Source organism: Curtobacterium sp. MCJR17_020, assembly GCF_003234365.2.
In the GTDB taxonomy this organism is placed as follows: Bacteria; Actinomycetota; Actinomycetes; order Actinomycetales; family Microbacteriaceae; genus Curtobacterium.
The window spans coordinates 1118545-1145374 of the sequence record NZ_CP126260.1; the positions used below are offsets into that span (position 1 = coordinate 1118545).

General features: G+C 71.4%; 20 protein-coding genes, 1 tRNA gene and 1 riboswitch. Of the genes, 12 read left to right on the top strand and 9 right to left on the bottom strand.

Annotation, left to right across the window (positions count from 1 at the left end):
* Positions 1 to 196: 196 nt before the first annotated feature.
* Both DEJ14_RS05350 and DEJ14_RS05355 read right to left on the bottom strand, forming a co-directional pair.
* Entirely contained in the window at positions 197 to 757 is a 561-nt protein-coding gene (locus tag DEJ14_RS05350; protein ID WP_111086826.1) for a YceI family protein, read from the bottom strand.
* 109 nt (positions 758 to 866) lie between these two features.
* Positions 867 to 1799, bottom strand: a complete 933-nt coding sequence (locus DEJ14_RS05355) for a putative endonuclease domain-containing protein (RefSeq protein ID WP_146249849.1) — start codon at positions 1797 to 1799, stop codon at positions 867 to 869.
* Between the two features lie 495 nt (positions 1800 to 2294).
* On the opposite strand from DEJ14_RS05355, the gene DEJ14_RS05360 reads away from it, so the two are divergent.
* The 8 genes from DEJ14_RS05360 to DEJ14_RS05395 all read left to right on the top strand — a co-directional run bounded on the left by DEJ14_RS05360 (position 2295) and on the right by DEJ14_RS05395 (position 11544).
* Entirely contained in the window at positions 2295 to 3299 is a 1005-nt protein-coding gene (locus DEJ14_RS05360; RefSeq protein WP_111086828.1) for an aldo/keto reductase family protein, read from the top strand.
* Positions 3300 to 3534: 235 nt separating this feature from the next.
* Positions 3535 to 4035, top strand: coding sequence for a GtrA family protein (locus DEJ14_RS05365; protein WP_258373398.1), 501 nt, complete (start codon positions 3535 to 3537; stop codon positions 4033 to 4035).
* Positions 4032 to 5561: a glycosyltransferase gene (locus DEJ14_RS05370; RefSeq protein ID WP_181437660.1), complete on the top strand. Its 1530-nt coding sequence runs from the start codon at positions 4032 to 4034 to the stop codon at positions 5559 to 5561. The genes DEJ14_RS05365 and DEJ14_RS05370 overlap by 4 nt, the downstream gene beginning before the upstream one ends.
* Entirely contained in the window at positions 5558 to 7546 is a 1989-nt protein-coding gene (locus DEJ14_RS05375) for an ArnT family glycosyltransferase (RefSeq protein ID WP_111086830.1), read from the top strand. The genes DEJ14_RS05370 and DEJ14_RS05375 overlap by 4 nt, the downstream gene beginning before the upstream one ends.
* A gap of 323 nt (positions 7547 to 7869) precedes the next feature.
* Positions 7870 to 8691 carry a DUF4397 domain-containing protein gene (locus DEJ14_RS05380; RefSeq protein WP_111086831.1) on the top strand — a complete coding sequence of 274 codons (822 nt, stop codon included), beginning with the start codon at positions 7870 to 7872 and terminating at the stop codon, positions 8689 to 8691.
* A 101-nt stretch (positions 8692 to 8792) separates the two neighbouring features.
* Positions 8793 to 9947 carry a family 8 glycosyl hydrolase gene (locus DEJ14_RS05385; protein WP_111086832.1) on the top strand — a complete coding sequence of 385 codons (1155 nt, stop codon included), beginning with the start codon at positions 8793 to 8795 and terminating at the stop codon, positions 9945 to 9947.
* A complete protein-coding gene (locus DEJ14_RS05390; RefSeq protein WP_111086833.1) occupies positions 9944 to 10705 on the top strand; it encodes a class F sortase in 762 nt (253 codons plus the stop codon). Before DEJ14_RS05385 ends, DEJ14_RS05390 begins: the two co-directional genes overlap by 4 nt.
* A gap of 44 nt (positions 10706 to 10749) precedes the next feature.
* Positions 10750 to 11544: a polyprenol monophosphomannose synthase gene (locus DEJ14_RS05395; RefSeq protein ID WP_111086834.1), complete on the top strand. Its 795-nt coding sequence runs from the start codon at positions 10750 to 10752 to the stop codon at positions 11542 to 11544.
* A 108-nt stretch (positions 11545 to 11652) separates the two neighbouring features.
* Here DEJ14_RS05395 and treZ read toward each other — a convergent pair whose 3' ends face one another.
* The 3 genes from treZ to glgX are packed head-to-tail and all read right to left on the bottom strand — an operon-like array spanning position 11653 to position 18139.
* Positions 11653 to 13407, bottom strand: coding sequence for a malto-oligosyltrehalose trehalohydrolase (treZ, locus tag DEJ14_RS05400; protein ID WP_111086835.1), 1755 nt, complete (start codon positions 13405 to 13407; stop codon positions 11653 to 11655).
* Positions 13404 to 15908: a malto-oligosyltrehalose synthase gene (treY, locus tag DEJ14_RS05405; RefSeq protein ID WP_111086836.1), complete on the bottom strand. Its 2505-nt coding sequence runs from the start codon at positions 15906 to 15908 to the stop codon at positions 13404 to 13406. The genes treZ and treY overlap by 4 nt, the downstream gene beginning before the upstream one ends.
* Positions 15905 to 18139: a glycogen debranching protein GlgX gene (gene glgX, locus DEJ14_RS05410; protein ID WP_111086837.1), complete on the bottom strand. Its 2235-nt coding sequence runs from the start codon at positions 18137 to 18139 to the stop codon at positions 15905 to 15907. Before glgX ends, treY begins: the two co-directional genes overlap by 4 nt.
* A gap of 129 nt (positions 18140 to 18268) precedes the next feature.
* On the opposite strand from glgX, the gene DEJ14_RS05415 reads away from it, so the two are divergent.
* From DEJ14_RS05415 to DEJ14_RS05430, 4 genes are all read left to right on the top strand, one after another.
* Positions 18269 to 18589: a hypothetical protein gene (locus DEJ14_RS05415; RefSeq protein ID WP_111086838.1), complete on the top strand. Its 321-nt coding sequence runs from the start codon at positions 18269 to 18271 to the stop codon at positions 18587 to 18589.
* Between the two features lie 14 nt (positions 18590 to 18603).
* A riboswitch (TPP riboswitch) is annotated at positions 18604 to 18715 on the top strand.
* A complete protein-coding gene (locus DEJ14_RS05420; RefSeq protein ID WP_111086839.1) occupies positions 18711 to 19349 on the top strand; it encodes an ECF transporter S component in 639 nt (212 codons plus the stop codon). Its footprint overlaps the riboswitch before it by 5 nt.
* 2 nt (positions 19350 to 19351) lie before the next feature.
* The gene (locus tag DEJ14_RS05425) at positions 19352 to 21832 is read left to right on the top strand and encodes an ATP-binding cassette domain-containing protein (protein WP_284180391.1); all 2481 of its coding nucleotides are present in this window, start codon (positions 19352 to 19354) and stop codon (positions 21830 to 21832) included.
* On the top strand, positions 21825 to 22394 hold the full coding sequence (locus DEJ14_RS05430) for a nucleoside/nucleotide kinase family protein (protein ID WP_258373392.1): 570 nt from the start codon (positions 21825 to 21827) through the stop codon (positions 22392 to 22394). The genes DEJ14_RS05425 and DEJ14_RS05430 overlap by 8 nt, the downstream gene beginning before the upstream one ends.
* Positions 22395 to 22840: 446 nt before the next feature.
* Here DEJ14_RS05430 and DEJ14_RS05435 read toward each other — a convergent pair whose 3' ends face one another.
* The 4 genes from DEJ14_RS05435 to orn form a co-directional block, all read right to left on the bottom strand.
* Complete coding sequence (locus DEJ14_RS05435) at positions 22841 to 23185, bottom strand: metallopeptidase family protein (RefSeq protein ID WP_111086806.1); 345 nt, start codon at positions 23183 to 23185, stop codon at positions 22841 to 22843.
* Complete coding sequence (locus DEJ14_RS05440) at positions 23185 to 25293, bottom strand: acyltransferase family protein (protein ID WP_181437658.1); 2109 nt, start codon at positions 25291 to 25293, stop codon at positions 23185 to 23187. Before DEJ14_RS05440 ends, DEJ14_RS05435 begins: the two co-directional genes overlap by 1 nt.
* A 120-nt stretch (positions 25294 to 25413) precedes the next feature.
* Positions 25414 to 25489 (bottom strand) — tRNA-His (locus DEJ14_RS05445).
* 75 nt (positions 25490 to 25564) lie between these two features.
* Positions 25565 to 26203, bottom strand: a complete 639-nt coding sequence (gene orn / locus DEJ14_RS05450; protein WP_111086804.1) for an oligoribonuclease — start codon at positions 26201 to 26203, stop codon at positions 25565 to 25567.
* Positions 26204 to 26830: the final 627 nt, after the last annotated feature.

Consider the following 26830-nt stretch of genomic DNA (forward strand, 5'->3'; position numbering starts at 1 on the left):
TGCGCTCGCGACGGGGCGCCCGTTCGGGTCGCAGCGGCGGGCGGCGGGCGGCGGGCGGCCGGCGGCGGGCACGCGCGGCCGCCCGGAGCACGGCGGGGACGACGAACGCCCCGGCTCCATGGGGAGCCGGGGCGCGTGTCTCGGGTTCGGGTGGTGCTGTTCGGTGCCTTCAGTCAGGCGGCGAGTCCGAAGGGACTCAGGCCGCCTGGAGCACGAACTGGACGTCGAGGTTGATGGTCACGTCGTTGCCGAGGGTGAAGCCACCGGCCTCGAGCGCTGCGTTCCAGTTCACGCCGAACTCGGTGCGGTCGATCTTCGTGGTCGCCTCGGCGCCGAACTTGACCTGGCCGTAGCCGTCGGTCGTGAAGCCACCGAGCTCGGCCTTGAGGACGACGGGCTTGGTGACGCCGCGCAGGGTCAGGTCGCCAGCGATGTGCAGGTCGTCGCCCTTGGCCTCGATGCTCGTCGAGCGGAAGGTGAGCTGCGGGTGCTCCTCGGTGAGGAAGAAGTCGCTCGTCTTCAGGTGCTGGTCGCGCTGCTCCTGGCCGGTGTTGATCGACGCGACGTCGATGTTCGCCTCGACGGTCGACTCGAGGGGGTTCTCCGCGGTGACGACGGTGGCGTCGAACGTCTCGAACTTGCCCTTGACCTTGCTGATGGCGAGGTGGCGGACCGAGAAGGTGACCTCGGAGTGGGTGGGGTCGATCTTCCAGGTGCCGGTCTGGTAGCCGGGGATGGTCGTGGCGGTGAGCGTCATGGTGGTCCTTCTTCCGAACGAGAGTCTGTGGTGCGACGCGATCCATGCGCCTGCATCAACCTGATACTACGCCAGTGTGCACCCTTTTGGTTGAAGCGTCAACCATTGTTCACCGAAGCGTCGTGAAGCGGTGGTCGTGCGGTGCGCGGAACCCGGCTTGCAGAAGGCGTCTCACACGCTGTACGAACCGATCGACACCTCGGCCCACGTCGTCCGCAGTGGCCCGGACCAACCACCAGTCCACGTCCTTCAAGTGCTCACCGCGAGTGAGGTCCTTCCGGAAGGTGGCCGGGTCGGTGCGGTGGAGATCGCTCTCGTACTCGATCGCCACCCGTGCCGCGGGGTACGCGAGGTCCACGCACGCGATCCACCTGCCGTCCACGATCACGTCGTGGTTCAGGGCGGGTTCCGGGAGTCCACGGCGGACGAGGGCCAGCCGGGCCCTGGTCTCACCCGGGGAACGAGAACCCGGCCTGATCTCCGCGAGAGCGTGGCGCAGCTTCACGACGCCCCGGAGGCCGCGCCGCCGGCCGACTGCCCGGATGAGCTCGTCGAGCGTCACCCATCCGAGCCACCCGACGAGGGCGTCACCCGCGATGATCAGTTCGTCGAGCGTCAACATCGTGCTCAGCGCGACGAACGTGTCCGCTGGCGTCGTCAGACGCACACCTCGGCTGTTGGTCGCACTGACCCTGCCGTGGTGGGCGCGGTGTCCGACCGCGCCGCGGACACGGAGCGCCTGGTCGACCCCGATCGTCGTGACGTGGAGCCGCGGTGTGCCCTCGAACCGGCGGGGGAGTGGGATGCCGAGGATCGCGGCGGCTGTGACGTGGCTGAACACCTGGTCGGGGCGCAGTCGGGGAGCCAGCGCCCGGGCGCGTTCGTCGACGGTTCGCGGCGGGACCGCGGATCGGGTGCCGTGGAACGGGCGAACGAGGTCACGGGCCTCGAGGCGGCCGCGGGACACCCCCCTATGCAGTGCGTCACGGACGCGGAACGAGGCGTCCCGCAGTGCCAACGGGAGTCGGCGTCTGGCGGTCATCTCCACATCGTGGAGCCGAGCGGGTGCGACGGTGGTGAGTCGCGCCTCCAGTGTGGACGGCCCGCGGTCCAGGCGCCCTGTGGAGGAATCGCACCGCGGCCGAGCGGGCGAAACACCGGGGTCCGGCTGCGTGGCGACCGCGGCATTTCGCCCGCTCGCGGGGGCGCCCGCCGGCGCGGACCGCAGTGCTGCCCGCCGCCCGACAGTGCAGCGGTCGGGATCGCGGCGACGGCGTCAGCCCGCCCGTCGCGGGGAGGTTGCCGCGGCCACGACCTCAGCGACGACGCGAGCGGGCGTATTGCCAGGGTGCCGCCGTCGGGCACGCCGGCATTTCGCCCGCTGGCGGGAGCCACGCTCGCGGGGGCCACGCTGGCGGGAGCCACGCCCGCGGCGACGGACCCCCCGCGACGCACCCCACCCCACCGCACCCCGCGGCGAGCGGCAGGCACTCGCGGGACCCCTCACGTGTCGGCGGGCTCCAGTAGCGTCGGGACCATGGAATTCAGGTACCTGGGCAACTCCGGACTCAAGATCTCCGAGATCACCTACGGCAACTGGCTGACGCACGGCTCGCAGGTCGAGAACGACGTCGCCTCCCAGTGCGTGCGGGCAGCGCTCGACGCCGGCATCACCACGTTCGACACCGCGGACACGTACGCCAACACCGCCGCCGAGACCGTCCTCGGCGAAGCACTCAAGGGCGAGCGGCGTGCTGGGCTCGAGGTCTTCACGAAGGTCTACTGGCCCACCGGCCCCAAGCAGCACAACGACGTCGGACTCTCCCGCAAGCACATCTTCGAGTCGATCAACGGCTCGCTGACCCGCCTGCAGACCGACTACGTCGACCTCTACCAGGCGCACCGCTACGACCACGAGACCCCGCTCGAAGAGACCATGCAGGCGTTCGCGGACGTCGTCCGTCAGGGCAAGGCGCTCTACATCGGCGTCAGCGAGTGGAACGCCGAGCAGATCCGCGCCGGCGCAGCGCTCGCGAAGGAGCTCGGCTTCCAGCTCATCTCGAACCAGCCGCAGTACTCGATGCTGTGGCGGGTCATCGAGGGCGAGGTCGTCCCCGCCTCGAAGCAGCTCGGCCTGTCGCAGATCGTCTGGTCGCCCATCGCGCAGGGCGTGCTGACCGGCAAGTACAAGCCGGGTCAGCCGCTGCCCGAGGGCTCACGCGCCACGGACGAGAAGGGCGGCGCGGACATGATCAAGCGGTTCATGCGCGACGAGGTCCTCGAGGCCGTGCAGCGCCTGCAGCCCGTCGCCGACCAGGCCGGCCTCACGCTCGCGCAGCTCGCGATCGCGTGGACGCTGCAGAACGACAACGTCGCCAGCGCCATCGTCGGCGCGTCGCGTCCGGAGCAGGTCACGGACAACGTCAAGGCAGCGGGCGTCACGCTCGACGCCGACGCGCTCGCCGCCATCGACAAGGCACTGGGTGGCCTCCCGGAGCGCGACGCGGGCAAGACCGTGTCCCCGGCGCAGCGCCCCGCCTGAGACGCGACCCACCATCCGACGGGAGGCCCGTGGCGACGCCGCCACGGGCCTCCCGTCCGTTCTGCTGGCCACCTGCACAGACCGGTCCGGTCTGCACAGACCGGCCGTCCGTACCCCGGATGAACGGCACGTGTCGTGGAACTGGCAGAAGCCTGGGTAAGTCCGTACCCCTTCCAAACCGCAATCCGGTTACCCCCGAATCGGGGGCATGACCCGAACTGATACCCCCGTTCTGGTGTCACCCGACACCGGTGCGGTGCCGACCGTGCGACCCGGCACGGTCCGGCGCCTGCTCGCCACCGCGAGGCAACTCGCGTCGTTCGGCACGATCGGTGCCGTCTGCTTCGTCATCGATCTGGGCATCTACAACCTGCTGCGCGCCACCGTCATGCCCGACGGTCCCATCGCCGCGAAGATCGTGTCGGCCGTCGTGTCGACCGCCGTGGCGTGGATCGGCAACCGCTTCATCACGTTCCGTGCCGAGCGCCAGACCGGCCGCCGCGAGACCGTGCGCGAGGGCCTGCTCTTCGCCGCCACGAACCTGATCGGGCTCGGCATCGCCGCGGCCTGCCTGTTCGTCTCGCACTACGTCCTCGGGTTCACCTCGACCCTCGCCGACAACGTCGCCGGCAACGGCGTCGGCCTCGTGCTCGGAACCGCCTTCCGGTTCGCCGCGTACAAGGCCCTCGTCTTCCGTTCCACCGATGCTCGTCGCACGAAGGGGCTCGCCGCATGACCATCTCCGCCACGCTGCTGACGGCCGCAGGGCCGCTGCTCCAGCCGAACGAGGGGACCGCTCCGTCGAGCGTCCCGAACCGAGGGACCACCGACGTCCCGACCGGAGGCTCCGGTGCCGTCCAGCAGGCCGCGTGGTCGCTGGGTGAGTGGATCGGCTACTCCGCCCTCATCGCGATCTCCGTGCTGCTCACGATCGTCGCGCTGACGACGCTCTGGTGGATGCTGCACGCGTGGCGCTCGCGGGACGCGCTGAAGTCGACGAGCTTCAGCCAGACCCCGCGCCCGGCCGCGCACCGCTTCACCCTGCTGGTGCCAGGACGGCACGAGCAGGAGGTCATGGGCCAGACGCTCGACATGCTCGCGAAGCAGGACCACCCCGACTTCGAGATCATCGCGATCGTCGGCGAGGACGACCCGGAGACGGACGCCGTCGTCCGCGCCGCCGCAGCCCGCCACCCCGAACTGATCCGGGTGGTCGTCGACGACACCCTGCCGAAGAACAAGCCGAAGGCGATGAACCTGGCGCTGCAGTACGCGACCGGTGACGTCGTCGGCGTGTTCGACGCCGAGGACGAGGTCTACCCGCACCTGCTCACCCTGGTGGACTCGCGGTTCCAGGAGACCGGCGCCGACGTCGTGCAGGGCGGCGTCCAGCTGATGAACTTCAAGTCCAGCTGGTGGTCGCTCCGGAACGTCCTGGAGTACTACTTCTGGTTCCGCTCGCGCCTGCACTTCCACGCCGGTTCGAAGTTCATCCCGCTCGGCGGCAACACCGTCTTCGTGACGAAGGAACGCCTCGACTGGTCGAACGGCTGGGACGCTCACTGCCTCGCCGAGGACTGCGAGCTCGGCGTTCGCCTGTCCGCCGACGGCGCGAAGGTCGTCGTCGCGTACAGCCCCGAGGCCGTCACCCGCGAGGAGACCCCGCCGACCTTCGCCTCGCTGCTCAAGCAGCGGACGCGCTGGAACCAGGGCTTCCTGCAGGTGCTCGGCAAGGGGGAGTGGAAGAAGCTGCCGTCGTTCCGTCAGCGCTTCTTCGCCCGGTACATGCTGACCATGCCGTTCATCCAGGCGGCCACCGGTCTGCTCATCCCGCTCAGCGTCCTGATGATCCTGTTCGTCAAGGTGCCGACGGCGATCGCCCTGGTGTCGTTCATCCCGGTGGCACCGACGCTCATGCTGCTGGCCGTCGAGGTCGTCGGCCTCAACGAGTTCGGTCGCATCTACAAGGAGAAGGTCCGGTTCCGCGACTACGTGAAGCTCGTGCTCGGTCTCGTGCCGTACCAGATCTTCCTCGCCGCAGCAGCCGTCCGAGCCGTGGTCCGCCACGCCAAGGGACAGAACGGCTGGGAGAAGACGGAGCACACCGGCCAGCACCGGAACGCCGAGCAGCCGACCGAGGTCGTCGGCTTCGCGTCGGAGTTGACCGGGTCCGCGGGCGCGACGTCTTCGTCTTCGTCTTCGTCTTCGTCTTCGTCTTCCGAGCGTGAGTTCGCCGGCACGACCACAGGAGGGACCCGATGACCGCCAGCATCACCAACACCACCGGCATCCCGATCCGCGGTGCCGTCGCGGGGAACCACACCGGCATCGGCGCCTGGTTCCGCCGGCACGCCGTGAGCCTGACGTGGCTGCTGCCCGTCGTCGCCGTCACCGTCATCGTGCAGGCCTGGAACATGTCCGGCACCCCGCAGCGGATCGACGACGAGGGCACGTACACGGCGCAGGCCTGGGCGATCATGCACCTCGGCGAGATCACGCACTACACGTACTGGTACGACCACCCGCCGCTGGGCTGGATCCAGATCGCCGGCTACACCGGTCTGACCGGGGCGTTCGCGCGCTACCCGTTCGCCGTCGAGGCCGGCCGCGAGGCGATGGTCTTCTTCTCCGCCGTCTCGAGCATCCTGCTGTTCGTCCTGGCCCGCCGCCTCGGTGCCGGCCGGATCACCGCTGCCGCAGCCGGACTCGTCTTCGCGCTGTCGCCGCTCGCCCTGCAGTACCACCGCACGGTCTACATCGACAACGTCGCGACGCCGTGGCTGCTCGCCGCGTTCGTCCTCGTGCTGAGCCGTCGCCAGCAGCTCGCCGGGTTCGCCGGAGCCGCTGCGTGCCTCGGCATCGCGGTGCTCTCCAAGGAGACGTACCTGCTCGCCCTGCCGTTCCTGATCTGGATGGCGATCCGTCGAGCCGACAAGAGCACCCGCCGGTACACGTTGAGCGTCGCCGGGGCCGTCCTCGTCATCATCGGCGGCGGGTACCTGCTGCTCGCCGCGGTCAAGGGCGAGCTGCTGCCGAGCAGCGGTCGGGTCAGCCTGTTCGAGGGCATCACCTACCAGCTCGGCTCGCGCTCGGCATCGGGCTCGCTGTTCGACCCGGGCAGCCTGGCCAACGCCGCCGCGTCGCAGTGGTGGGCGCTCGACCCGGTGTTCATCGTGCTCGGCTCGGCCGCTGCGGTCGTCGGCCTCTTCCTGCGCCGGGTCCGTCCGATCGCCGCGATGCTCGTCTTCCTGCTCGCGATGATGTTCCGCCCGAACGGGTACCTGCCGGTGCCGTACGTCATCATGCTCATCCCCTTCGCCGCCCTGCTGGTCGCCTACACGGCCGAGCGTGCCGTCCTGGCGATCGCCGGTCGGGTCCGCACCCGAACCCGCCTCGGCGCCGGGACCCGTCGTGGTCTCGGCATCACCTGGGCCGTCACCACCGCAGTCGCACTCGTCGTGGCGGTGCCGCTCTGGGGAACACAGCTGCGCGGCTTCGTCCTGGGCAACCTCGACCTGCCGATGCAGCAGGCCGAGCAGTGGGTTGGGGACAACGTCTCGAAGTCCTCCCGACTGTTGGTGGACGACGCCATGTGGGTCGACCTCGTCGAGGACGGCTTCGCCCGGAACAACGTGGTCTGGTACTACAAGCTCGACACCGACGGAGCCGTGGAGCGCCAGTCGCCCAACGGGTGGAAGGACTCGGACTACGTCATCACGACGGACTCCATGCGGACCGGCGGGAACTCGTCGTCCGACGTCCGCCAGGCGATCGAGAACTCGACGGCCGTCGCGACCTTCGGGTCCGGTGACCAGCAGGTCGAGGTCCGACGCATCCACGCCGAGGGATCGACGGCCGCACAGACCGCGATCACCCGGGCCAGCGACCTGCGGAAGACCATGGGCACCGAGCTGGCGTCGAACCCGGCGCTCCGGGCCGACGACGGCACGAAGTCGCAGTTCCGCGCGGGTCAGGTCGACTCGCGAGCGATGATCGCGCTCGGCCAGGTGCTCGCCGACCAGGACGTCCGCGTCGACCGGTTCACCCCACTCACGGGCGAGACCGGCCAGCCGTTCCGCACCGCCGTCCTGCACACGAGCGACGCTGCCTCGGCGGAGCGCGTGGCCGCCACCCTCGAGGCGATGCCCGATTCGTTCCGGCCGGCGTCAGTCGAGCGTGCGGGCGAACGCCTCACCGTCACCTACACCCCGGCGGACCCGACCACGACCGCGACGAGCGCCTCGTGAGCCGCCGACCCGCCGCCCCGTCCGCCGAGCGGATCGCCGAGCGGGCGAAATGCCCGGGTGCTCCGGACGCCGACCCCGTCATTTCGCCCGCTCGCGGGGCGGCCCGCACCACCCGCACACGCGGGATCGCCGAGCGGGCGAAACACCCGGGTGCTCCGGACGCCGACCCCGTCATTTCGCCCGCTCGCGGGGCCGCTCGCGGCTCGGCTCGCGGGGCCGCTCGCGGCGCGGCTCGCGGGGCCGCTCGCGGCGATGCCCCCGGGAACGCCCGCAGCACCGCCGCACAGAACCCGACCAGCACCACGACCCGAAGGAGCACGACCATGAACGCACACACCCAGCGACGCCGCACCGTCGTCGTCGGCGCACTCGCAGCGACCCTCGTCGCCGCGACCGTCGGACTCGCAGCGCCCCAGAAGGCCTCCGCCGCCACCGCCGACGAGGGCTGGCTCCGCGTCGGTCACCTCTCGCCCGACACCAAGGGCGTCGACGTCGAACTGTCCAGCCTGTCCGGTGGCAAGACGGTCTTCGAGCTCGACGACGTCACGTACGGCCAGGTCAGCAAGTACCAGGAGCTCCCGGTCGGCACCTACGTGCTGTCGATGCGGGCCTCGGACGCCCCGGACTCCACGCCGGTGATCTCCACCGACGTCAAGGTCGACAAGGGCGACGCGAGCACGGTCGTCGCGTACGGCAAGAACACCGACCTCAAGACGACGGCGTTCACCGACGACCTGCAGCAGCCCGGCGACGGCAAGGCGAAGCTCCGGCTCGTCCAGGCCGCCACCACGGCGAAGCAGGTCGACGTGAGCACCTCCGAGGGCACCGCCATCGCCGAGGGCGCGAAGTTCGGCACCGCCACCAAGTACGCCACCGTCGACTCCGGCAAGTGGACGCTCGACGTCTCCGGCAGCGGCCAGCAGGGCACCGCCAGTGTCGACCTCGCGGGCAACACCGTCTCCACCCTGTTCGTCCTCGACGACAGCAAGGGTGACCTGACGGTCGTGCCGGTCACGGACGCCGCAGCCACCGCCGCGACGCCGACCGGCGGCGTGCAGACGGGTGGCGGCGGCGCAGCCGCCGACCGCCCGATGACGGAGGCCGTCCACACGGCCATCGCAGCGCTCCGCTCGCTGTACCGCTGACGCCCTGGTCGGGAGGCACGGATCACGTGCGCTGACACGCTCACGTGATCCGGGCCTCCCGTCCAGATCCTTCGTCACCATCCACGGAAAGGCAGGCCAGCATGACCCGCAGGACCTGGATACCCGTCACCGCCGCCGCGGCGGTGGTCGTCGCCGTCGGCGTCGCGCTCATCGCGGTGCGCCCGTGGGGGCAGGACACCGCCGCCGAGCGCGGCTCGGTCGCCACCCCGACCTCGACCAGCGCGCCCGACGCGGCGCGCTCCCCGGAGGAGCTCCGCACGGAGTTCCTCGACCGGTACGTGCAGGACGGCCGCGTCGTCCGCACCGACCAGGGCGACGACACCGTCAGCGAGGGACAGGCCTACGGGCTGCTCATCGCCTTCGCGAACGGTGACCGCGACCGGTTCGACGACATCTGGAAGTGGACGAAGACGCACATGCTGACCGACGACGACCTGCTCGCCTGGCGTTGGACGCCCGACGACGGTGTCGCCGACGAGCAGCCGGCGAGCGACGCCGACCTCGACGCCGCGCGGGCCCTGGTGCTCGCCGGCGACGCGTGGGGCGAGGACCGCTACACGGCAGCGGGCAAGCGCATCGCCTCGGCGATCCTGGAACACGAGACCGCGACCACGGAACTCGGCACGATCCTGCTGCCCGGACCGTGGGCGGACTCCGAGCCGTACCGGTACAACGCCTCGTACGCGTCGCCGGCAGCCTTCGCGGTGCTGGCGAAGGCCACGGGCGACGACCGCTGGACCGCGCTGAAACGTGGCTCTCGCGCGGCGACCGCGGCGGTGCTCGACGAGTCGCAGCTGCCGAGCGACTGGTCGCAGGTGCACGCCGACGGCACCGTCGACCCGATGCCCGCCACGGGCGGGGACCAGCGCGTGCTGTACGGCTACGACGCGATGCGGACGCCCGTCCGCTACGCCGAGGCCTGCTCCGCCGACGACCGCGCCCTGGCCGGGTCGCTCGCCCCGACCCTGCGTCGGACGACGCAGCTCGCGGCGCAGCTCGACCTGGGCGGCACCGCCGTGACCGGGGACACGAACGCCCTGGCGTACACCGCTCGTGCCGCCGCCGAGTACGCGGCCGGTTCCTCCGGTGCGGCCGCCGACGACCTCGAGCGTGCAGACCGGACGGCCGCCACCACGCCGACCTACTACGGGGACGCCTGGGCGGCGCTCGGTTCGACCATGCTCACCTCGGACGTGCTCGGCGGCTGCGCGACGACGGCCGGAGGGGCATCGTGACCGGCCGGCGGTCCGCCGGGCGCGGTTCGGTGTTCCGACGTCGTGGCGTGGTGATCGGGGCGGTGCTCGCCGCGGTCGTCGTGGGCGGCGGTGTCACCGGTGTGGCGCTCGCGTCGACCGTCGGCAGCGACGGGTCGGACGGGCGGGCCGGTTCGGCGCCGTCGAGTTCGGCTTCAGCTTCTGCCGGGTCGGGTTCTGCCGGTTCGGGTTCTGCGGGGTCGGGTTCTGCCGGTTCGGGTTCTGCGGGGTCGGGTTCTGCCGGTTCGGGCATCGAGGGATTCCAGGACCCGGCGGCACCCGCTGCCCGATCCGCGGCGACCCCCGTCAGCGTCTCGATCCCCGCGATCGGCGTGCAGTCGAACCTCGAGGACCTCCACCGCGGTACGGCTGGCGAACTCGACCCGCCCGTCGACTGGGACAGCGCCGGGTGGTTCAGCGACGGCATCGTCCCCGGTGAGGTCGGCCCGGCCGTGATCGCCGGCCACGTCGACAGCCCGACGAGCGCCGCGGTGTTCTTCCGGCTCGACGAACTGGTCGCCGGCGACGAGATCCACGTCGCGATGTCCGACGGCAGCACCCGCACCTTCACCGTCGACCGTTCGGAACGCGCCGCCAAGTCGGCGTTCCCGACGAGCGACGTCTACGGCACCACCCCGACCCCCCAGCTCCGACTGATCACCTGCGACGGCGTGTTCGACACCGCCACCGGGCACTACACGGACAATCTGATCGTGTTCGCAGACCTCTCGTCGGACTGACCCACGACCGACCGATACATTCGATGTGGAGCACGAGGAGCACCATGAGCGAGACCCTGGTCATCATCCCGACCTACGACGAGGCGGAGAACGTCCGTCCCATCGTCGAGCGCACGCTCGCCGCCACCGACGACAGCGTCCACGTGCTCGTGGTCGACGACAACTCGCCCGACGGCACCGGTGACATCGCCGACGCCATCGCCCGCGAGACCGACCGCGTGCACGTCATGCACCGCACCGTGAAGGACGGCCTCGGCGGCGCGTACCTGTCCGGGTTCGCCTGGGGCCTCGAGCACGGCTACGACAAGCTCGTCGAGATGGACGCCGACGGCTCGCACCACCCCGAGTACCTGCCGTGGATGCTCGAGCTCGCGGACACGAACGACCTCGTGCTCGGGTCCCGCTGGATCAAGGGCGGCAAGGTCGAGAACTGGCCCTGGTACCGCGAACTGCTCTCCCGCGGCGGCAACCTCTACACGCGCCTGGCCCTCGGCATCGCCGTCCGCGACGCCACCGGCGGGTTCCGGGTCTTCACCTCGCGGGCGTTCGAGCGGATCGACCTGGCCGGCGTCGCCTCGAAGGGCTACTGCTTCCAGGTCGACCTGTGCTGGCGTGCACTCGAGGCCGGTCTGCGCGTCGTCGAGACCCCGATCACGTTCACCGAGCGGGAGTTCGGCGTCTCGAAGATGAGCGGCAACATCGTGCGCGAGAGCCTGGCCCTCGTGACGAAGTGGGGCATCGACCGCCGCATCCGCGAGACCCGTTCCCTGGTCAAGGACCACCGGAAGCTGCCGTCCGTGCGCACCAACGCGCACGCCGTGGCCGACCACGCGGCCTGACCCGCGGCCCCACCGTTCGACGAGACTCGGGGTGGGCGACAGGGCCCGTGCTGTGCAGCACGAACGCCGTCGCCCACCCCGAGTCTCGGTTCGGTGACACCGCAGCGACTAGCGCAGCACCACCACGCCCCGCCCGCGGAACCGCACGCAGTCCGTCGCGACCTCAGCCGCTCCGAACCGGTAGAGCTCTTCGCCGGTGGCACCGGGGACCGGCACCTCGGCTGCGTCGTCGAGGAAGTTCACCACGACGTGCACGGGAGCCACGTCCGGTCCGAGCAGCCCACGCGTGAGCACCAGCCACCGCCGGTCCTCGCTGAACCGCACGGCGTTCGCCTCGTACCGGTGGTCGACGAAGGCCTGGTCCGTCCGGCGCAGGGCGACGAGCACCCGGTAGGCACGCAGTATCGCCGCACCCCGCTCGGAACTGACGTCGGCCCAGTCGAGCTTCGAGTTCGTGAACGTCGTCGGGTCCTGCGGGTCCGGCACGGCCGACTCGTCCCAGCCGTGCTCCGCGAACTCGCGGATGCGGCCCTCGGCCGTCGCCTTGCCGAGCTCGGGTTCCGGGTGCGACGTGAAGAACTGCCACGGCGTCGTCGCGGCGAACTCCTCGCCCATGAACAGCATGGGTGTGAACGGGCCCAGCAGCGTCAGTGCCGCGGCGATGACGAGGCCTTCGTCGTCGAGCGTCGCCGCCAGACGGTCGCCCGCCGCGCGGTTGCCGATCTGGTCGTGGTTCTGGTTCGTGACCACCAGGGCCGTGGCCGCGGAAGTCCCACGGTCGATCGGTTGCCCGTGGCGTCGGCCACGGAACGACGACCACGTGCCGTCGTGGAAGAACCCGTGGTCGAGCACCTTCGCGAGCGCCGACAGCGGTGCGAAGTCGGCGTAGTAGCCGTTCGTCTCGCCTGTCAGCGCCACGTGCACGGCGTGGTGGAAGTCGTCGGACCACTGTCCGGCGAGCCCGTACCCGGCGGCTTCCCGCGGGCGGAACATCACCGGGTCGTTGAGGTCCGACTCGGCGATCAGCGACAGCGGACGACCGACGAAGGAACCGTAGGCGTCCGTCTCGTCGGCCATCTCGGCCAGGACGTGCGGCCGCGTGGTGTCGCGGATCGCGTGCACGGCGTCGAGCCGGAGCCCGTCGACGTGGTGGTCGCGGAACCACATGCGCACGTTGTCGAGGACGTACCGACGGACCTCGGGGTGCTCGACGTTCACCGAGTCGCCCCACGTGTTCGCGAGCCCCTGCACCAGGTACGGCCCGTACAGCGGCAGGTAGTTGCCGCTCGGCCCGAGGTGGTTGTAGACGACGTCCTGGATGACCCCCAGGCCGAGTGAGTGCGCCGTGTCGACGAACCGGTCGTAGGCGTCGGGCCCGCCGTACGGGGCGTGCACCGCGTACCAGGCGACCCCGTCGTAGCCCCAGTTCCACTCGCCGTTCACACCGTTCACGGGCAGCAGTTCGACGAACTCGACGCCGAGCTCGACCAGGTGGTCGAGCTTCTGCGCCGCCGCGTCGAGGGTGCCCTCCGGCGTGTACGTGCCGACGTGCATCTCGTAGATCACGGCGCCGCGTCCCGGACGTCCGGTCCACGACTCGTCGGTCCACGCGAAGCGCGCCGGGTCGACCACTGCCGAGGTGCCGTGCACGCCGTCCGGTTGGAAGCGACTGCGGGGGTCGGGCCGGACCGCGTCGTCGTCGCCGAGGCGGAACCCGTAGCGGGCACCGACGACCGGCATGATCGCGTCGGTCGACCACCAGTCGTCGTCGCCCCGGGTCAGCGGGTACTCGACGTCGTCGACGACCAGCCGGACGCGGTCCGGCTCGGGCGCCCAGACGGCGTAGCGGTCGGGTGCGGTCATGCGTGACCCTCCAGGGTGTCGATCTCCGCTTGCGCGTCGGACTCGGTCGCCGCCGGGACGGTTCCACCGGTGGACCGGGAGGCCCGTCCCGCGCCGGACGCGTCGGTCACCGTGTCAGCGTGGCCGGGTTCCCCGACCGTGGTGGCCGGCACGAGCAGCGCGACCGGGTAGGTGGTGAGCAGGTCCGCGAGCGCGATGCCCCGGCTGGCCGGGAAGGTCCTGCCGGTGAGCAGGTCGACCCGGTCGACGGGGACGGCGTGCACGAGGGTGTCACCCCAGCCACCGACCCGCTCGAGGCCGATCGGCAGTCGTGTGGCGACCGTGACGGCACCGCCGCGGTCGAACGCGACGACGTGGTCCGCCGCGCTGCCCGTCGCTTCGAGCGCGAGGTACCGCGTGAAGAGCTCCGGGTGGTCGCGGCGGAGACGGAGTGCACGGGCTGTCACGAGGAGCTTCGCGGCGCCGTCGATCCCGATCGCCGGAAGGTCCTCGGGGCCGTCGTCGTCCGGGCCGTCGATCTCGGCGAGGACGTGGCGCCGTTCGGCGTAGTCCACGGCTCGGCGGTTGTCGGGGTCGACGAGGGACCGGTCCCAGAACTCGGTGCCCTGGTAGACGTCGGGGACGCCGGGTGCCGTGAGCTGCACGAGCTTCTGCGCGAGCCCGTTCGACCACCCCGCCGCGTCGATCCGTTCGTCGAGGGCATCGAGCACGGCCACCACCGCGGGCTCGTCGAACGCCGCGTCGACGAGGGCGTGCATGCGCTCCTCGAACGCCGTGTCCGGCTCGGTCCAGGTGGTGCTGTCGCCGGCTTCGCGTGATGCCTTCTCGGCGTAGGCGTGCAGCCGCTCACGACTCGCGGGCCGGGCACCGACGATCGCCTGCCAGAGGAGGTCGGCGAACACGCGGTCCTCGAGCGGGACGAGGGACTGCAACCGATCGAGCGTGTCGGCCCACTCGCTGCCGAGCTCGGCCAGGACCGCGATGCGTGCGCGGGTGTCCTCGCTGCGCTTCGTGTCGTGCGTGGTGAGCGTCGTCATGGTGTGCGGCCAGCTGCCGAGCCGGTCGCGCTGCGCCTGGTGGAAGTCGGCCACGGAGACCGCGAAGACACTCGGATCACCACCGACCTCGCTCAGGGACGTCAGGCGTGACGTGCGGTAGAACGCCGTGTCCTCGACGCCCTTGGCCATCACCATGCCGCTCGTCTGCTGCAGGCGGATCGCGGCGGCGTTCTCCGGGTCGACGAGCGCCGGGGCGATGCGGTCGATGACGTCGTCGAGGTCGGGACGGGCCTCTGCCGCGCGTTCGAGCGCCGCGATGAGGTGGTGCGCGCCCTCGGGCAGGTAGGTGCGGTACACGTCGAACGACGCCACGACCTCGGCGAGGGCGTCGACGAGCCGTTCGTGCGTGATCGCGTCCGCTCCGGCGGCGACCGGGGCGAGCAGTCGGGCGAGTCGTTCGACCTCGCTGCCCAGGATCCCGTCGGCGATGCCGCGGCGGGTGTCGTGCGTGAGCTGCTGCCAGTCCGCGGGCTCCGCGCCCGACGCCGCGGTCAGCGAGGGTTCGCCCGCGGGGTCGACGAGCACGCGGTCCAGGACGCCCAGGGCGTCGTACCCGGTCGTGCCGTCGACGGGCCACGAGCTCGGGAGCTCCTCGCCGGGTTCGAGGATCTTCTCGACGAGGGTGTACGCACCGCCGGTCAGCTCGGCGAGGTCCTGCAGGTAGCCGGCGGGGTCGTACAGGCCGTCGGGGTGGTCGATGCGCAGGCCGTCGACGAGGCCGTCGCGGAACCAGCCGCCGATGACGCCGTGCGACGCCGCGAACACCTCGGGTTCCTCGACCCGGATGGCCGCGAGCGTGTTCACCGCGAAGAAGCGGCGGTAGTTCAGGTCGTGGTCGGCACGCTTCCAGTGCACGAACGCGTAGTGCTGCAGCGCGTGCACGGCCTCGACCGAGTCGCCCGGGTGGGCGCTGCCCGGCGCGGTCGGGTACGCGGTCTCGCCGACCCGGAGCACCGGGTGCTCGGCGTCTGACGTGTCGAGCGTGACGGCTTCGAGCAGCCGGTCGTCGAGGACCGGCACCCGGACCTTGCCGTCGCCGGCGTCCCAGTCGACGTCGAACGCCCAGGCGACGGGCGAGCCCTGCCCGAGTTCGAGCAGGGACCACCACCACGGGTTGACCGCCGGGGTGGCGACCCCGACGTGGTTCGGGACGACGTCGACGAGCACGCCGAGCCCGACCGCGTGCGCGGCCTCGGCGAGGACCCGGAGGGCTTCGTCCCCACCACGGTCGGTGTCGACGTGCGTGTGGTCGACGACGTCGTAGCCGTGGTCCGAGCCGGGCTCCGACTGCAGGACCGGCGACAGGTACAGCCAGTCGGCGCCGAGGTCGTGCACGTAGTCGACGAGGTCGCGTGCCGCGGCCAGGTCGAAGTCGGCGGAGACCTGCAGCCGGTAGGTCGAGACCGGGACGCGACGCCCGGCTCCCGGTGTGCCGGCGCTCATCGTGCGGTGCCGCTCGGCGCGGTGGAACCGGCGGGGTTCGCTGGCGTCACGGCGTCCTGCGGGGACCGGAGCTCTGGATCGCCCTCGTGGTGCTGGACCTCGACCGGTGCGACGGAGACCTCGTGGTTCGGCTCGGCACGCAGGACGATCATCGACCGGGCGGGGACGTCGAGCGGCGTGCCCGCCTCGACGATCTCGTCACGGGCGCCGGGCTCGGCGGTGTCGATGCGGACCGTCCAGCCGGGTGCGTACTCCTCGGGCGGCAGGGTGAAGGTCACGACGTCGTCGTGGGCGTTGAAGTACGTGATGAACGCCACGTCGGTGACGCGCTCGCCTCGGGAGTCGCGCCCACGGATGCCGTCGCCGTTCAGGTACATGCCGACGCTCTTGCCGAAACCGGAGTCCCAGTCCTCCGGCGACATCGCGTCGCCCTCGGGCGTGAGCCAGACCACGTCGGGCAGCGGCTCGTCCTGACCACGGCGCACCGGGCGCCCGTTGAAGTACCGGGTGCGGCGGAACGTCGGGTGGTCGTGGCGCAGCTTGACCACGTCGGCGGTGAACTGGACGAGGTCGTCGTCCGCGGACTCCCAGTCGATCCAGCTGAGCTCGGAGTCCTGCGCGTAGACGTTGTTGTTGCCGGACTGCGAACGGCCGAGCTCGTCACCGTGGGCGATCATCGGCACGCCCTGGCTGAGGAGCAGCGTCGCCAGGAAGTTCCGGCGTCGCTGCAGCCGCAGGGCGTTCACGGTCTCGTCGTCGGTCGGGCCCTCGGCGCCGGAGTTCCAGGACCGGTTGTGGCTCTCGCCGTCGTTGTTGTCCTCGCCGTTGGCTTCGTTGTGCTTCTCGTTGTAGGCGACGAGGTCGTACAGCGTGAAGCCGTCGTGCGCGGTGATGAAGTTGATGCTGGCCTTGGGCGTGCGGCCGTCGTGCTCGTACAGGTCGGCCGAGCCGGAGATGCGCGAGGCGAACTCACCGAGCGTCGACGACTCGCCGCGCCAGAAGTCGCGCACGGTGTCGCGGTACTTGCCGTTCCACTCCGACCACTGGGGCGGGAAGTTGCCGACCTGGTAGCCGCCGGGGCCGACGTCCCAGGGCTCGGCGATGAGCTTGACCTGCGACACGATCGGGTCCTGCTGCACGAGCTCGAAGAACGCGGACAGCCGGTCGACCTCGTAGAACTCGCGGGCGAGCGCCGAGGCGAGGTCGAAGCGGAAGCCGTCGACGTGCATCTCGGTCACCCAGTAACGCAGCGAGTCGAGGATGAGCTGCAGCGAGTGGGGGTGCCCGACGTTGAGCGAGTTCCCGGTGCCCGTGTAGTCCATGTAGAACTTCTTGTCGTCGTCGACCAGGCGGTAGTACGCCGCGTTGTCGATGCCGCGGAACGACAGCGTCGGCCCGAGGTGGTTGCCCTCGGCGGTGTGGTTGTAGACGACGTCGAGCACGACCTCGATGCCGGCGCGGTGGAGCTCCCGCACCATCGTCTTGAACTCCTGCACCTGCTGGCCCTGGTCGCCCGAGGACGAGTACGAGGAGTGCGGCGCGAAGAAGCCGATGGTGTTGTAGCCCCAGTAGTTCGACAGCCCCTTGTCCTGCAGGGTCGAGTCGTTCACGAACTGGTGCACCGGCATGAGCTCGAGCGTCGTGATGCCGAGTCGCTGCAGGTGCTCGATGACCGCCGGGTGCGAGACGCCGGCGTAGGTGCCGCGCTGCTCTTCGGGCACGTCGGGGTGGGTCTCGGTGAGGCCCTTGACGTGCGCTTCGTAGATGACCGTCTCGCCGTAGGGCGTGCGCGGTGCGCGGTCGCCCTGCCAGTCGAAGAACGGGTTGATCACGACGCCCTTCATCATGTGCGCCGCGGAGTCGTCGTCGTTCGTCGAGTCCGGGTCGCCGAACGTGTACGCGAAGAGTGACTGGTCCCAGTCGATCTCGCCGCTCGTCGCCTTGGCGTAGGGGTCGAGCAGCAGCTTCGACGGGTTGCAGCGTGCCCCGCTGTCGGGGTCGTACGGGCCGTGGACACGGAAGCCGTACTCCTGCCCGGGGCCGATGTTCGGCAGGTAGGCGTGCCAGACGTAGGCGTCGACCTCGACGAGGGGGATGCACTCTTCGTTGCCGTCGGTGTCGAACAGACAGAGTTCGACGCGCTCGGCGACCTCGCTGAAGAGCGCGAAGTTCGTGCCGCTTCCGTCGTAGGTCGCCCCGAGCGGGTACGGATTGCCGGGCCAGGTGTGCAAACGGTCCTCCAGGTGATGGTCGCGCCAACATATCGGTGACACCCGTCCGCGTCCGCAGACAAGCGCCAGCTGTGTACCCGTGCGCGCGTGGCCCGGCCTGTGGAGGAACGGACGAGTAGCGTCGCGCGCATGGCCAACATCGTCACGCAGATCGCAGACAAGGTACGCCCGATCGGCGTCTCCACGAACTACGGGGACCCCGTCGAGGTCGGCGACCAGACCCTCATCCCGGTGTCCCTCGGCTGGTTCGGCTTCGGGGGCGGCGGGGACGACGAGAACGGCGGCGGCGGTGGCGGCGGCGCGTCGATCCCGGTCGGCGCCTACATCCGTCGTCCCGGCAAGGACCTCGAGTTCGAGCCGAACCTCATCTCGCTCGTCGCCGTGAGCATCCCGCTCGTCTGGGTGACCGGCACCGTGCTCCGCAAACTGGTGCGCGTCCTGAAGAAGTAGCCCGTCTAGACTGCTGGGACACACACGGGAGTCCGGGACCGCCGGGCTGAGAGGGAGCGAGTGGCGCTCCGACCGTCGAACCTGATCCGGATCATGCCGGCGCAGGGAGGAGTCCAGCACCATGTCTTCTGGCACGTCATCAACCGTCCACACCGCTCCGCGGCGATCGCTGCGCTGGCGGGTCGTCGACATCGTCGTCGCGAGCGTGCTCGCGGTGGCGCTCGGCGTCGTCTTCCGGCTGTGGGAGTTCGGCTACGAACCCATCAGCGCCGTCATGGACCTCGTCCTGCCGGGCACGAAGGCCCTGTTCGGCGGAGTGTGGTTGCTCGCCGGCCCGCTCGTCGCGATCGTCGTCCGCAAGCCCGGTGCCGCGCTCTACGGCGAGATGGTCGCCGCGTCGGTCGAGGCACTGTTCGGCACGCAGTGGGGGTGGCTGACGCTCGAGGCCGGACTGGTCCAGGGTCTCGGCGCCGAGATCGTCCTCGCACTCTTCCTGTACCGCGTGTACCGGCTGCCGGTCGTCGTCCTGGCGGGCGCCGCAGCCGGCCTCGCGCTCGGCATCAACGACACCGTGCTGTGGTACCCGGGTCTCGACGCCGCGTTCAAGGTCGTCTACGTCGTGTGCGCGATCGTGTCGGGTGCCGTCATCGCGGGCGCCGGCTCGTGGCTGATCGTCCGCGCGCTCGCACGCACCGGCGTGCTGTCCTCGTTCGCGGCCGGCCGGGAGCACAGCCGGCGTCGGCCGCGCGAACTGGTGTGACGGTGTCGGCTCCGTCGTCGACGTCCCCGGACGTCGTCGGCGTGCGCGCCGCGCGCATCGCGTTCCGCGACTGGGGGTGGCGCTACCCCGAACGCGCCGAGTGGGCCGTCCGTGGCGTCGACCTGACCGTCGAGCCGGGGGAGCGGGTCGCGGTCGTCGGGCCGTCCGGCTCCGGCAAGTCGACGCTGCTCCGGGCGGTCGCCGCCGTGCTGCCCGACGAACCCGACCCCACCGACGACACCGCTGCTTCCGTGCAGGGCTCGGTCCTGGTCGACGGTGCCGACCCCCGCGCGGTCCGCGGGCGTGTCGGACTCGTCATGCAGGACCCCGAGGCGCACACCGTGATGTCGCGGATCGGCGACGACGTGGCCTTCGGGTGCGAGAATCTCGCCGTCCCGCGCGACGAGACCTGGGCACGGGTGCGGTCGGCGCTCACGGTCGTCGGGCTCGACCTGCCCCTCGACCGTTCGACCGCGATGCTCTCCGGCGGCCAGCGGCAACGACTGGCGCTCGCCGGGGTGCTCGCGATGCGGCCGGGAGCCCTCGTGCTCGACGAACCCTGTGCGAACCTCGACCCGGCCGGCGTGGTCCAGGTGCACGACGCCGTCCGCGCGCTGCTCGACGAGACGGGGGCGACCCTGCTCGTGGTGGAGCACCGGATCGGCACCTGGCTCGACCTGGTCGACCGGCTCGTGCTGCTCGAGCCCGGCGGCGGGGTCGTCGCGGACGGCACGCCTGCCGAGGTGCTCGCCCGCCACGGCGCCGCGCTCACCGCGGCCGGGGTGTGGGTGCCCGGCGCCGAGCCAGAGCGTGGCGCGGCCCGCGGGCGGCTGCGTCCGGCTGCGCGAACGGGCGAAATGCCCGGGTCGGCCGCCGAGGGGACCGTGGCATTTCGCCCGCTCGGCGAGGGGGCGGGCGCGGGCGTCGGGGCGGGGGCGGGCACGGGGGCTGGCGCGCTGCTCGAGGCGCGGGACCTCGGGACCGGCCGGGGTAAGCGACAGCGAGTGGGCAGCGGGATCGAGCTCGAACTCCGAGCCGGACAGGTCCTGGCGATCACGGGGCCGAACGGGGTCGGCAAGTCGACGCTCGGCCTCACGCTCGCGGGGCTCCTGCCTCCGGTCGCGGGGGAGTTCGCCGCCACGACGGACCTCGCCGCCGGCCTCGACCCGGCGCCGCACACGTGGTCGAGCCGCGAACTCGCCGCCCGCATCGGCACCGTCTTCCAAGACCCTGAGCACCAGTTCGTCGCCGGCTCGGTCCGCGAGGAGGTCGAGGCGGGCCCCCGCGCGATCGGCGCTGCGGACGCCGCGGGTCGGGCCGACGCGCTCCTCGGCGAGTTCGGCCTCGCCCACCTCGCCGACGCCAACCCGTTCACGCTCTCCGGCGGCGAGCAGCGACGGCTCGCCATCGCCGCTGTCGTCGCCGCGCGGCCGCCGGTCGTCGTGCTCGACGAACCGACCTCCGGGCAGGACCGGTCCACGTGGGACGCCGTCGTCCGGCACCTCGGAGCACTCGCCGACGCCGGCACCACCGTCGTCGCCGTCACGCACGACCGCGACCTGATCCGGGCGCTCGACGCCGACGAGGTCGTGCTCGGGGCGGACGGAGCCCGGCGCGTGGACCGCGACCAGGGGGGTGCGACGGCGACCACCCCGGAGACGGGGCCGACGTCGACAGGCCGGACCGCGCCTCCAGGCCGAACCGACGCAACGACCGCCACCGACCCGACAGACCACCACCGCGGCGTCCGCGCCGTCCAACCGGTGGCCTCACTCGTCGGCGTCCTCGCGCTCGGCGTGTGCCTCGTGCTGAGCCTGGACGTCGTGTCCGCAGCCGTCGCCCTCGCGGTCGAGCTCGCGCTGCTGCCACTCCTGCGGCTGCCGGTGCGGACCCTGCTGCTGCGGGTGTCACCGGTCCTGGTGGCCGTGCCGCTCACGGCGGTGAGCATCGCGCTGTACGGACGACCTTCCGGACGGGAGTGGTTCGACTTCGGCTTCGCCCACGTCACCGACGGGTCGCTGATGCTCGCCCTGGCGACGGCGCTCCGCGTGCTCGCCGTGGGGCTGCCCGCGGTCGCGTTGTTCGTCCGCGTCGACCCCACCGACCTGGCCGACGGGCTCGCGCAGGTGCTGCGGCTGCCGGCGCGGTTCGTGCTCGGGGCCCTCGCGGCCATCCGGATGATGACGTTGCTGGTGGACGACTGGCGGCAGCTCGCGATGGCGCGGCGCGCTCGGGGGCTGGCCGACACCGGACGGCTGCGGCGTGGGGCGTCGATGGCGTTCGCGCTGCTGGTCCTGGCGCTGCGACGGGCGACGACGTTGGCGGTGGCGATGGAGTCGCGCGGGTTCGGGGCTCCCGGGCGACGCACGTGGGCGCGGGTCGCACGGTTCGCGTGGCCGGAGTGGGCGATGGTGGCGGTGCTCGTCGGGATCGGTGTCGCGTCGATCGCGGTCGCCGTGGCAGCGGGGACCTGGCGTGCGTGAGTCGGCGGACCCGGCGAACCCGGCGGACCCGGCGGACGGCGAGGGACTCGCCGCGGGCGTCGCCGCGGCCGCAGCCGGTGCTGCGGTGGCATCGGGCGGGCGCCTCGTGGTCCTCGTCGACGGCCGCTCCGGCACCGGCAAGACGACCCTCGGTGACCAGCTCGCGCAGCTGCTGGGGGCGCAGGTCGTGCACCTCGACGACGTCTACCCGGGGTGGGACGGACTGCGCGCGGCGGCCGACGCCGTGGTCCGCGACGTGCTCGGGCCTCCCAGTGGGTACCGCCGGTGGGACTGGGTGGCCGACGGCCCGGCGGAGTGGGCCGCGGTCGACCCCGACCTGCCGATCGTGATCGAGGGCTGCGGGGCGGTTTCACGGGCGTCGGTGGAGCTGGCCTCGTTGGCGGTGTGGCTCGAGGCGGACGACGCAGTCCGCTGGGACCGGGCGATCGGCCGCGACGGCGACACCTTCGCGCGCGAGTGGGACCGGTGGGCGGCGCAGGAGCAGGACTTCATCGCCGCCGAGGACCCGGCGTCCCTGGCCGACGTGGTGCTGCGGACGTAGCGGGTCGCCGCGAGTCTCGGGCTGGCTGTGCCGAGTCTCGGGCTGGCTGCGCCGAGTCTCGGGCTGAGCGACAGTTCTCGAACGCCCGAGCGCGAGAACTGTCGCTCACCGCGAAACTCGGCCCTGCCCGCCGCGCGGCCCCGCGCACGCGCGACCGGGTCCACCGCGAAGACCGCCGCCACGATGGTCAGCACCGCGTACACCCCGACGTACCCACACCGGATCCACGGCGAGCCCCACCGAGCTCCACGAACCCCGCGGCGAGCAGCGGCGTCAGCCCCGCAGCGGCGGCTGCCGCGGGCGCTGCCGAGACTCGGGGTGCGCGACACTTCTCGCGTCCCGTGCGCCGAGCAGTGTCGCTCAACCCGAGTCTCGACCGACGCCCGACGAGTCTCGACCGACGCCCGACGAGTCTCGACCGACGCCCGACGAGTCTCGGGCGCTGCCTACGCCCAGCCGAGCTCGTGCAACCGCTCGTCGTCGATGCCGTAGAAGTGCCCGATCTCGTGGACGAGGGTCGTGTGCACCTCGTCCTTGAGCTCGTCGACGGTGTCGCACTCGGCCAGGTGCTGCTTGCGGAACACCACGATCCGATCGGGCAGCTCGCCGAAGCCGTACTGCCCGCGCTCGGTGGCCGCGATGCCGTCGTACACGCCGAAGAGCTCTTCGCCGTTCTCCGGTTCGTCCTCGACGACGAACACCACGTTGTCGAGCCCGTCGACCATCTCGTCGGGCAGTAGATCGAGTTCGTCGGTCACGAGTTGCTCGAAGTCGTCGGCGGACATCTCCATCACGGGTCCGATGGTGTCACACCCGGCAGGACCTCCTGCTGACGGAGCAGGTCGAGCAGGGCCGGTGCGGACGCTCGCGATGCCTCGGGTGTGACGTGCACCGGGTCGAACCGTGTCAAGACATCGCCGATGAGCAGCGGGCAAGACCCGTACACGCACCAGAGCGGGGTCGTGTCGAGGACCTCGGCCCCCTCGACACCCTTCAGCGCCGAGGTGAGCGAGCGCATCTGCGAGCGGGCGACGCCGTCGCTGGTCCGGCAGTCCTGAGGCCCCTTGGTGCCCGAGGTGCAGCTCGTGGGGGCGTACCCCGGCGGCGTCGCCGGCACCACGACGACGCGGCCGACGTGGGCGCGGGCTGCCTCGATCATCTCGCGGACGCCGTCCTGGTAGGCGTCTTCGTCGATCGACTCCAGACTCGGGTCGTTCTCGTCCCAGAACCGGTTGGTGACGACGAGGACGTCCGGGCTGGTCCGCTCGAGTTCGGCGAGCACCTCGGCGTTGTGCGTGGCGCACGTCGCGGCGTCTGACCGGAGCGCGGTCGTCGAGAAGGGGCAGCCGATCTCTGCGGCGTTGCGGACCCGGACGCCGGCCTCGGAGACATCGGCGAGGGCACGCCACCCCGGCGCCGAGAACGCCCCCGTCGAGTCGCCGGCGAGCACGATGTCGGTACTGGTCTCGGCCTCCGGGCCCCACGTGCAGCCCGCGGCACGCCAGTCCGCGCCGATCCGCGAGCACCCGATGGTCGACGCCCAGTCCGAGGCGGTGGTGAGCGAGTCCGCGTAGCCGGCCGCGCTGATGGCGTCGGCGCTCGGCGTGAGGGTGTCCGGCCACGCACGCGCGGCCAGACCTGCGGCGACGGCATCGGCACGCGCCCGGAGCGCGGGGAAGGCGTCGTCGTCCTCGGCCGGACCTGCATCGGCCGCCGCGGCAGGCACCGCGGGGAGCGGCTTCAGTCGTTCCGCGGTGCCGGACACGGTGATCAGCGTCAGCACGGTGAGCACGGTCAGTCCGCCGAGCTGGAGCCGCAGACGGTGCTCACGCAGCGTCGACACGAGTCCGCGGTGTCGGAAGGCGGTCTCGACCGTCGCGTAGCTGGCGATCGCGGCCAGCAGGGACAGCGCCACGATCGCGGGCATCGGCAGCGAGGTGAACAGGGGCAGCAGGACGATGAACGGCCAGTGCCAGAGGTACAGGGAGTAGCTGATGGCGCCGAGCCCGACGAGGGGTCGCCACCGAAGCGGAGCGGCGGCCCACGCACCGCGTCCGGGCCCGGCCCCTGCGATCAGGACCAGGGCGGTGCCGATCGTCGGGACGACGGCGAGCGGAGCCGGGACGCCGATCGACTCGCGTCCGATGACGATCGACCCGAGGATCGAGGCTGTCCCGATGATCACCAGGGTCTCGGCGAGCCACGGGCGCAGTGCGCGTCCTCGGCGCACGAGCAGGGCCACCACGACGCCGAGGCCGAGTTCCCAGGCGCGGGTCGCCGTCGAGAAGTACGCCGCCCCAGGGTCGCGGGTGACCGAGAGGAAAGCCCACACCAGCGAGCAGATGGTCAGCACGGCGATCACCATGGTCGTCAGGCCGGCCCGTCCGACCTCGGCGCTGCGCCCGGTGCCGGCCGAGCGCCCGAGCAGGAGCAGCATCAGGACCGGGAGGACCAGGTAGAACTGCTCCTCGACCCCGAGGGACCAGAAGTGCTGGAACGGCGACGCCGAGGTCGTCGCAGCGAAGTAGTCGGTCCCCTCGGACGCGAGCCGCCAGTTCTGCACCGCGACTGCGGACCAGAGGGCGTCCGTCGCGACGGTCCCGAAGCGTGTCGCGGGGAGCAGCACCCACGCCGCTGCGGTGGTCGCGACGAGCACGAGCATCGAAGCCGGCGCGAGGCGACGTACCCGTCGGACGGCGAAGTCGCGCAGGTTGATCCGACCGGTCCGGGTACGTTCGCGTAGCAATCCGGCCGTGATGACGAAGCCGGAGAGCACGAAGAAGACGTCGACGCCGAGGAACCCACCGCTCGGCCAGCGGAAGGCGTGGTCGAGGACGACTGCTGCCACCGCGATGCCGCGGAGCCCCTGGACGTCGGGGCGGAGAGTTCGGGTGTGCACGCGAACAGGATATCCATTGCGTGATATTCTCAGCAAGTATTTCAGATGTTCAGGAAAGCACCCATGACGACGAAAGCCCCGTCCGATCGGACGGGGCTTTCTGCTGACCTTCGTCAGCACTGGGGTGAATAACGGGTCTCGAACCCGCGACCTCCTAGACCACAACCAGGCGCTCTACCAACTGAGCTATATCCACCATGCACACGCCAGCAGACCGGCGCGACCACTCAATAGTAGTACATGCTGCGGGCGGTGCCGACCACCCGTGTCGTCACTCGGCTGCGGGCTGCGACAGCCGCGGTTCCCACTTCTCGACGACCTCGGCCTGGACGGCGCGCACCTCGTCCGTGGTCGGCCCAGGCCCGGCGACGAAGCCGGCGCGACGGTAGTACTCGAGCTCACGGATCGACTCGAGGATGTCCGCCAGGGCCCGGTGCCCGCCGTGCTTCTCCGGCGAGTTGAAGTACACGCGCGGGAACCAGCGGCGGCAGAGCTCCTTGATGCTCGACACGTCGACACTGCGGTAGTGCAGGTGACCGTCGACGCGGGGCATGTACTTGGACAGGAACGCGCGGTCGGTGCCGATGGTGTTGCCGGCCAGGGGAGCGGTGCCCTCGGCCGGGACGTGCTCGAGGATGTACTCGAGTACCTGGTACTCGGCGTCCGCCAGGCTGACGCCGTTCGGGATCTCGTCGATGAGTCCCGACGTGACGTGCATGTTCGTCACGAACTCGTTCATGTTGTCGAGCGCGGACTGGTCCGGCTTGATCACGATGTCGAATCCGGGGTGCACGGGCTCGAGGTCGAAGTCGGTGATGACCACGGCCACCTCGACGAGTTCGTCGACCTCGAGGTCGAGGCCGGTCATCTCGCAGTCGATCCAGACGAGGCGGTCATTCGCGGTTGCCATGTGCACGATCCTATTCCCGGCCCGCGCGCGCCCCGTGCGCGGGTGGCGTGCGGCCGGTGCGCGGCCGGTGCGCGGTCGCGTCCCCCGAACCCGCGAGCGGGCGAAATGCCCGGGTCGCGTCGGGTGGCACCCGGGTGTTTCGCCCGCTCGCGGATGCGGCGGGACCGGAGGCGCGTGCGGCGGTGGTGGTGACGGCCTGGAGGACCGGTGCCGGTCCGCCGGGCGGGTACCGGGCCTCCAGGCTGGTCGCGTCCAGTGCGCGCACCGCGAGCGGGCGGAATGCCGCGGCCCGGCGGCGGGGTGGCACGGGCATTTCGCCCGCTCGGCGAGACGCTCGGGGGGAGCCGCGCTCTGGCCGCCCCGCGCCACCGCGAGCGGGCGGAATGCCGCGGCCCGGCGGCGGGGTGACACGGGCATTTCGCCCGCTCGGCGAGCGGGCGGGCCGGCCGGGATGAGGCGAACGCACGCCGGGTGGTGACGGTGACCGCCTGGAGGCCCGCTGGCGGTCCGCCGGGCGGGCGCCGCGCCTCCAGGCTGGTCGCGCCCAGTGCGTGCACGGCGAGCGGGCGAAATGCCCGGGCCGAGTCGGGAGGCACCCGGGTGTTTCGCCCGCTCGCGGAGGCGGAG

Excerpts from the sequence above, each read along its gene's own strand:
- DEJ14_RS05350 (WP_111086826.1), bottom strand. The coding sequence starts at position 757 with ATGACGCTCACCGCCACGACCATCCCCGGCTACCAGACCGGCACCTGG.
- DEJ14_RS05355 (WP_146249849.1), bottom strand. The coding sequence starts at position 1,799 with ATGACCGCCAGACGCCGACTCCCGTTGGCACTGCGGGACGCCTCGTTC.
- DEJ14_RS05360 (WP_111086828.1), top strand. The coding sequence starts at position 2,295 with ATGGAATTCAGGTACCTGGGCAACTCCGGACTCAAGATCTCCGAGATC.
- DEJ14_RS05370 (WP_181437660.1), top strand. The coding sequence starts at position 4,032 with ATGACCATCTCCGCCACGCTGCTGACGGCCGCAGGGCCGCTGCTCCAG.
- DEJ14_RS05375 (WP_111086830.1), top strand. The coding sequence starts at position 5,558 with ATGACCGCCAGCATCACCAACACCACCGGCATCCCGATCCGCGGTGCC.
- DEJ14_RS05380 (WP_111086831.1), top strand. The coding sequence starts at position 7,870 with ATGAACGCACACACCCAGCGACGCCGCACCGTCGTCGTCGGCGCACTC.
- DEJ14_RS05385 (WP_111086832.1), top strand. The coding sequence starts at position 8,793 with ATGACCCGCAGGACCTGGATACCCGTCACCGCCGCCGCGGCGGTGGTC.
- DEJ14_RS05395 (WP_111086834.1), top strand. The coding sequence starts at position 10,750 with ATGAGCGAGACCCTGGTCATCATCCCGACCTACGACGAGGCGGAGAAC.
- treZ (WP_111086835.1), bottom strand. The coding sequence starts at position 13,407 with ATGACCGCACCCGACCGCTACGCCGTCTGGGCGCCCGAGCCGGACCGC.
- treY (WP_111086836.1), bottom strand. The coding sequence starts at position 15,908 with ATGAGCGCCGGCACACCGGGAGCCGGGCGTCGCGTCCCGGTCTCGACC.
- DEJ14_RS05415 (WP_111086838.1), top strand. The coding sequence starts at position 18,269 with ATGGCCAACATCGTCACGCAGATCGCAGACAAGGTACGCCCGATCGGC.
- DEJ14_RS05420 (WP_111086839.1), top strand. The coding sequence starts at position 18,711 with ATGTCTTCTGGCACGTCATCAACCGTCCACACCGCTCCGCGGCGATCG.
- DEJ14_RS05435 (WP_111086806.1), bottom strand. The coding sequence starts at position 23,185 with ATGGAGATGTCCGCCGACGACTTCGAGCAACTCGTGACCGACGAACTC.
- orn (WP_111086804.1), bottom strand. The coding sequence starts at position 26,203 with ATGGCAACCGCGAATGACCGCCTCGTCTGGATCGACTGCGAGATGACC.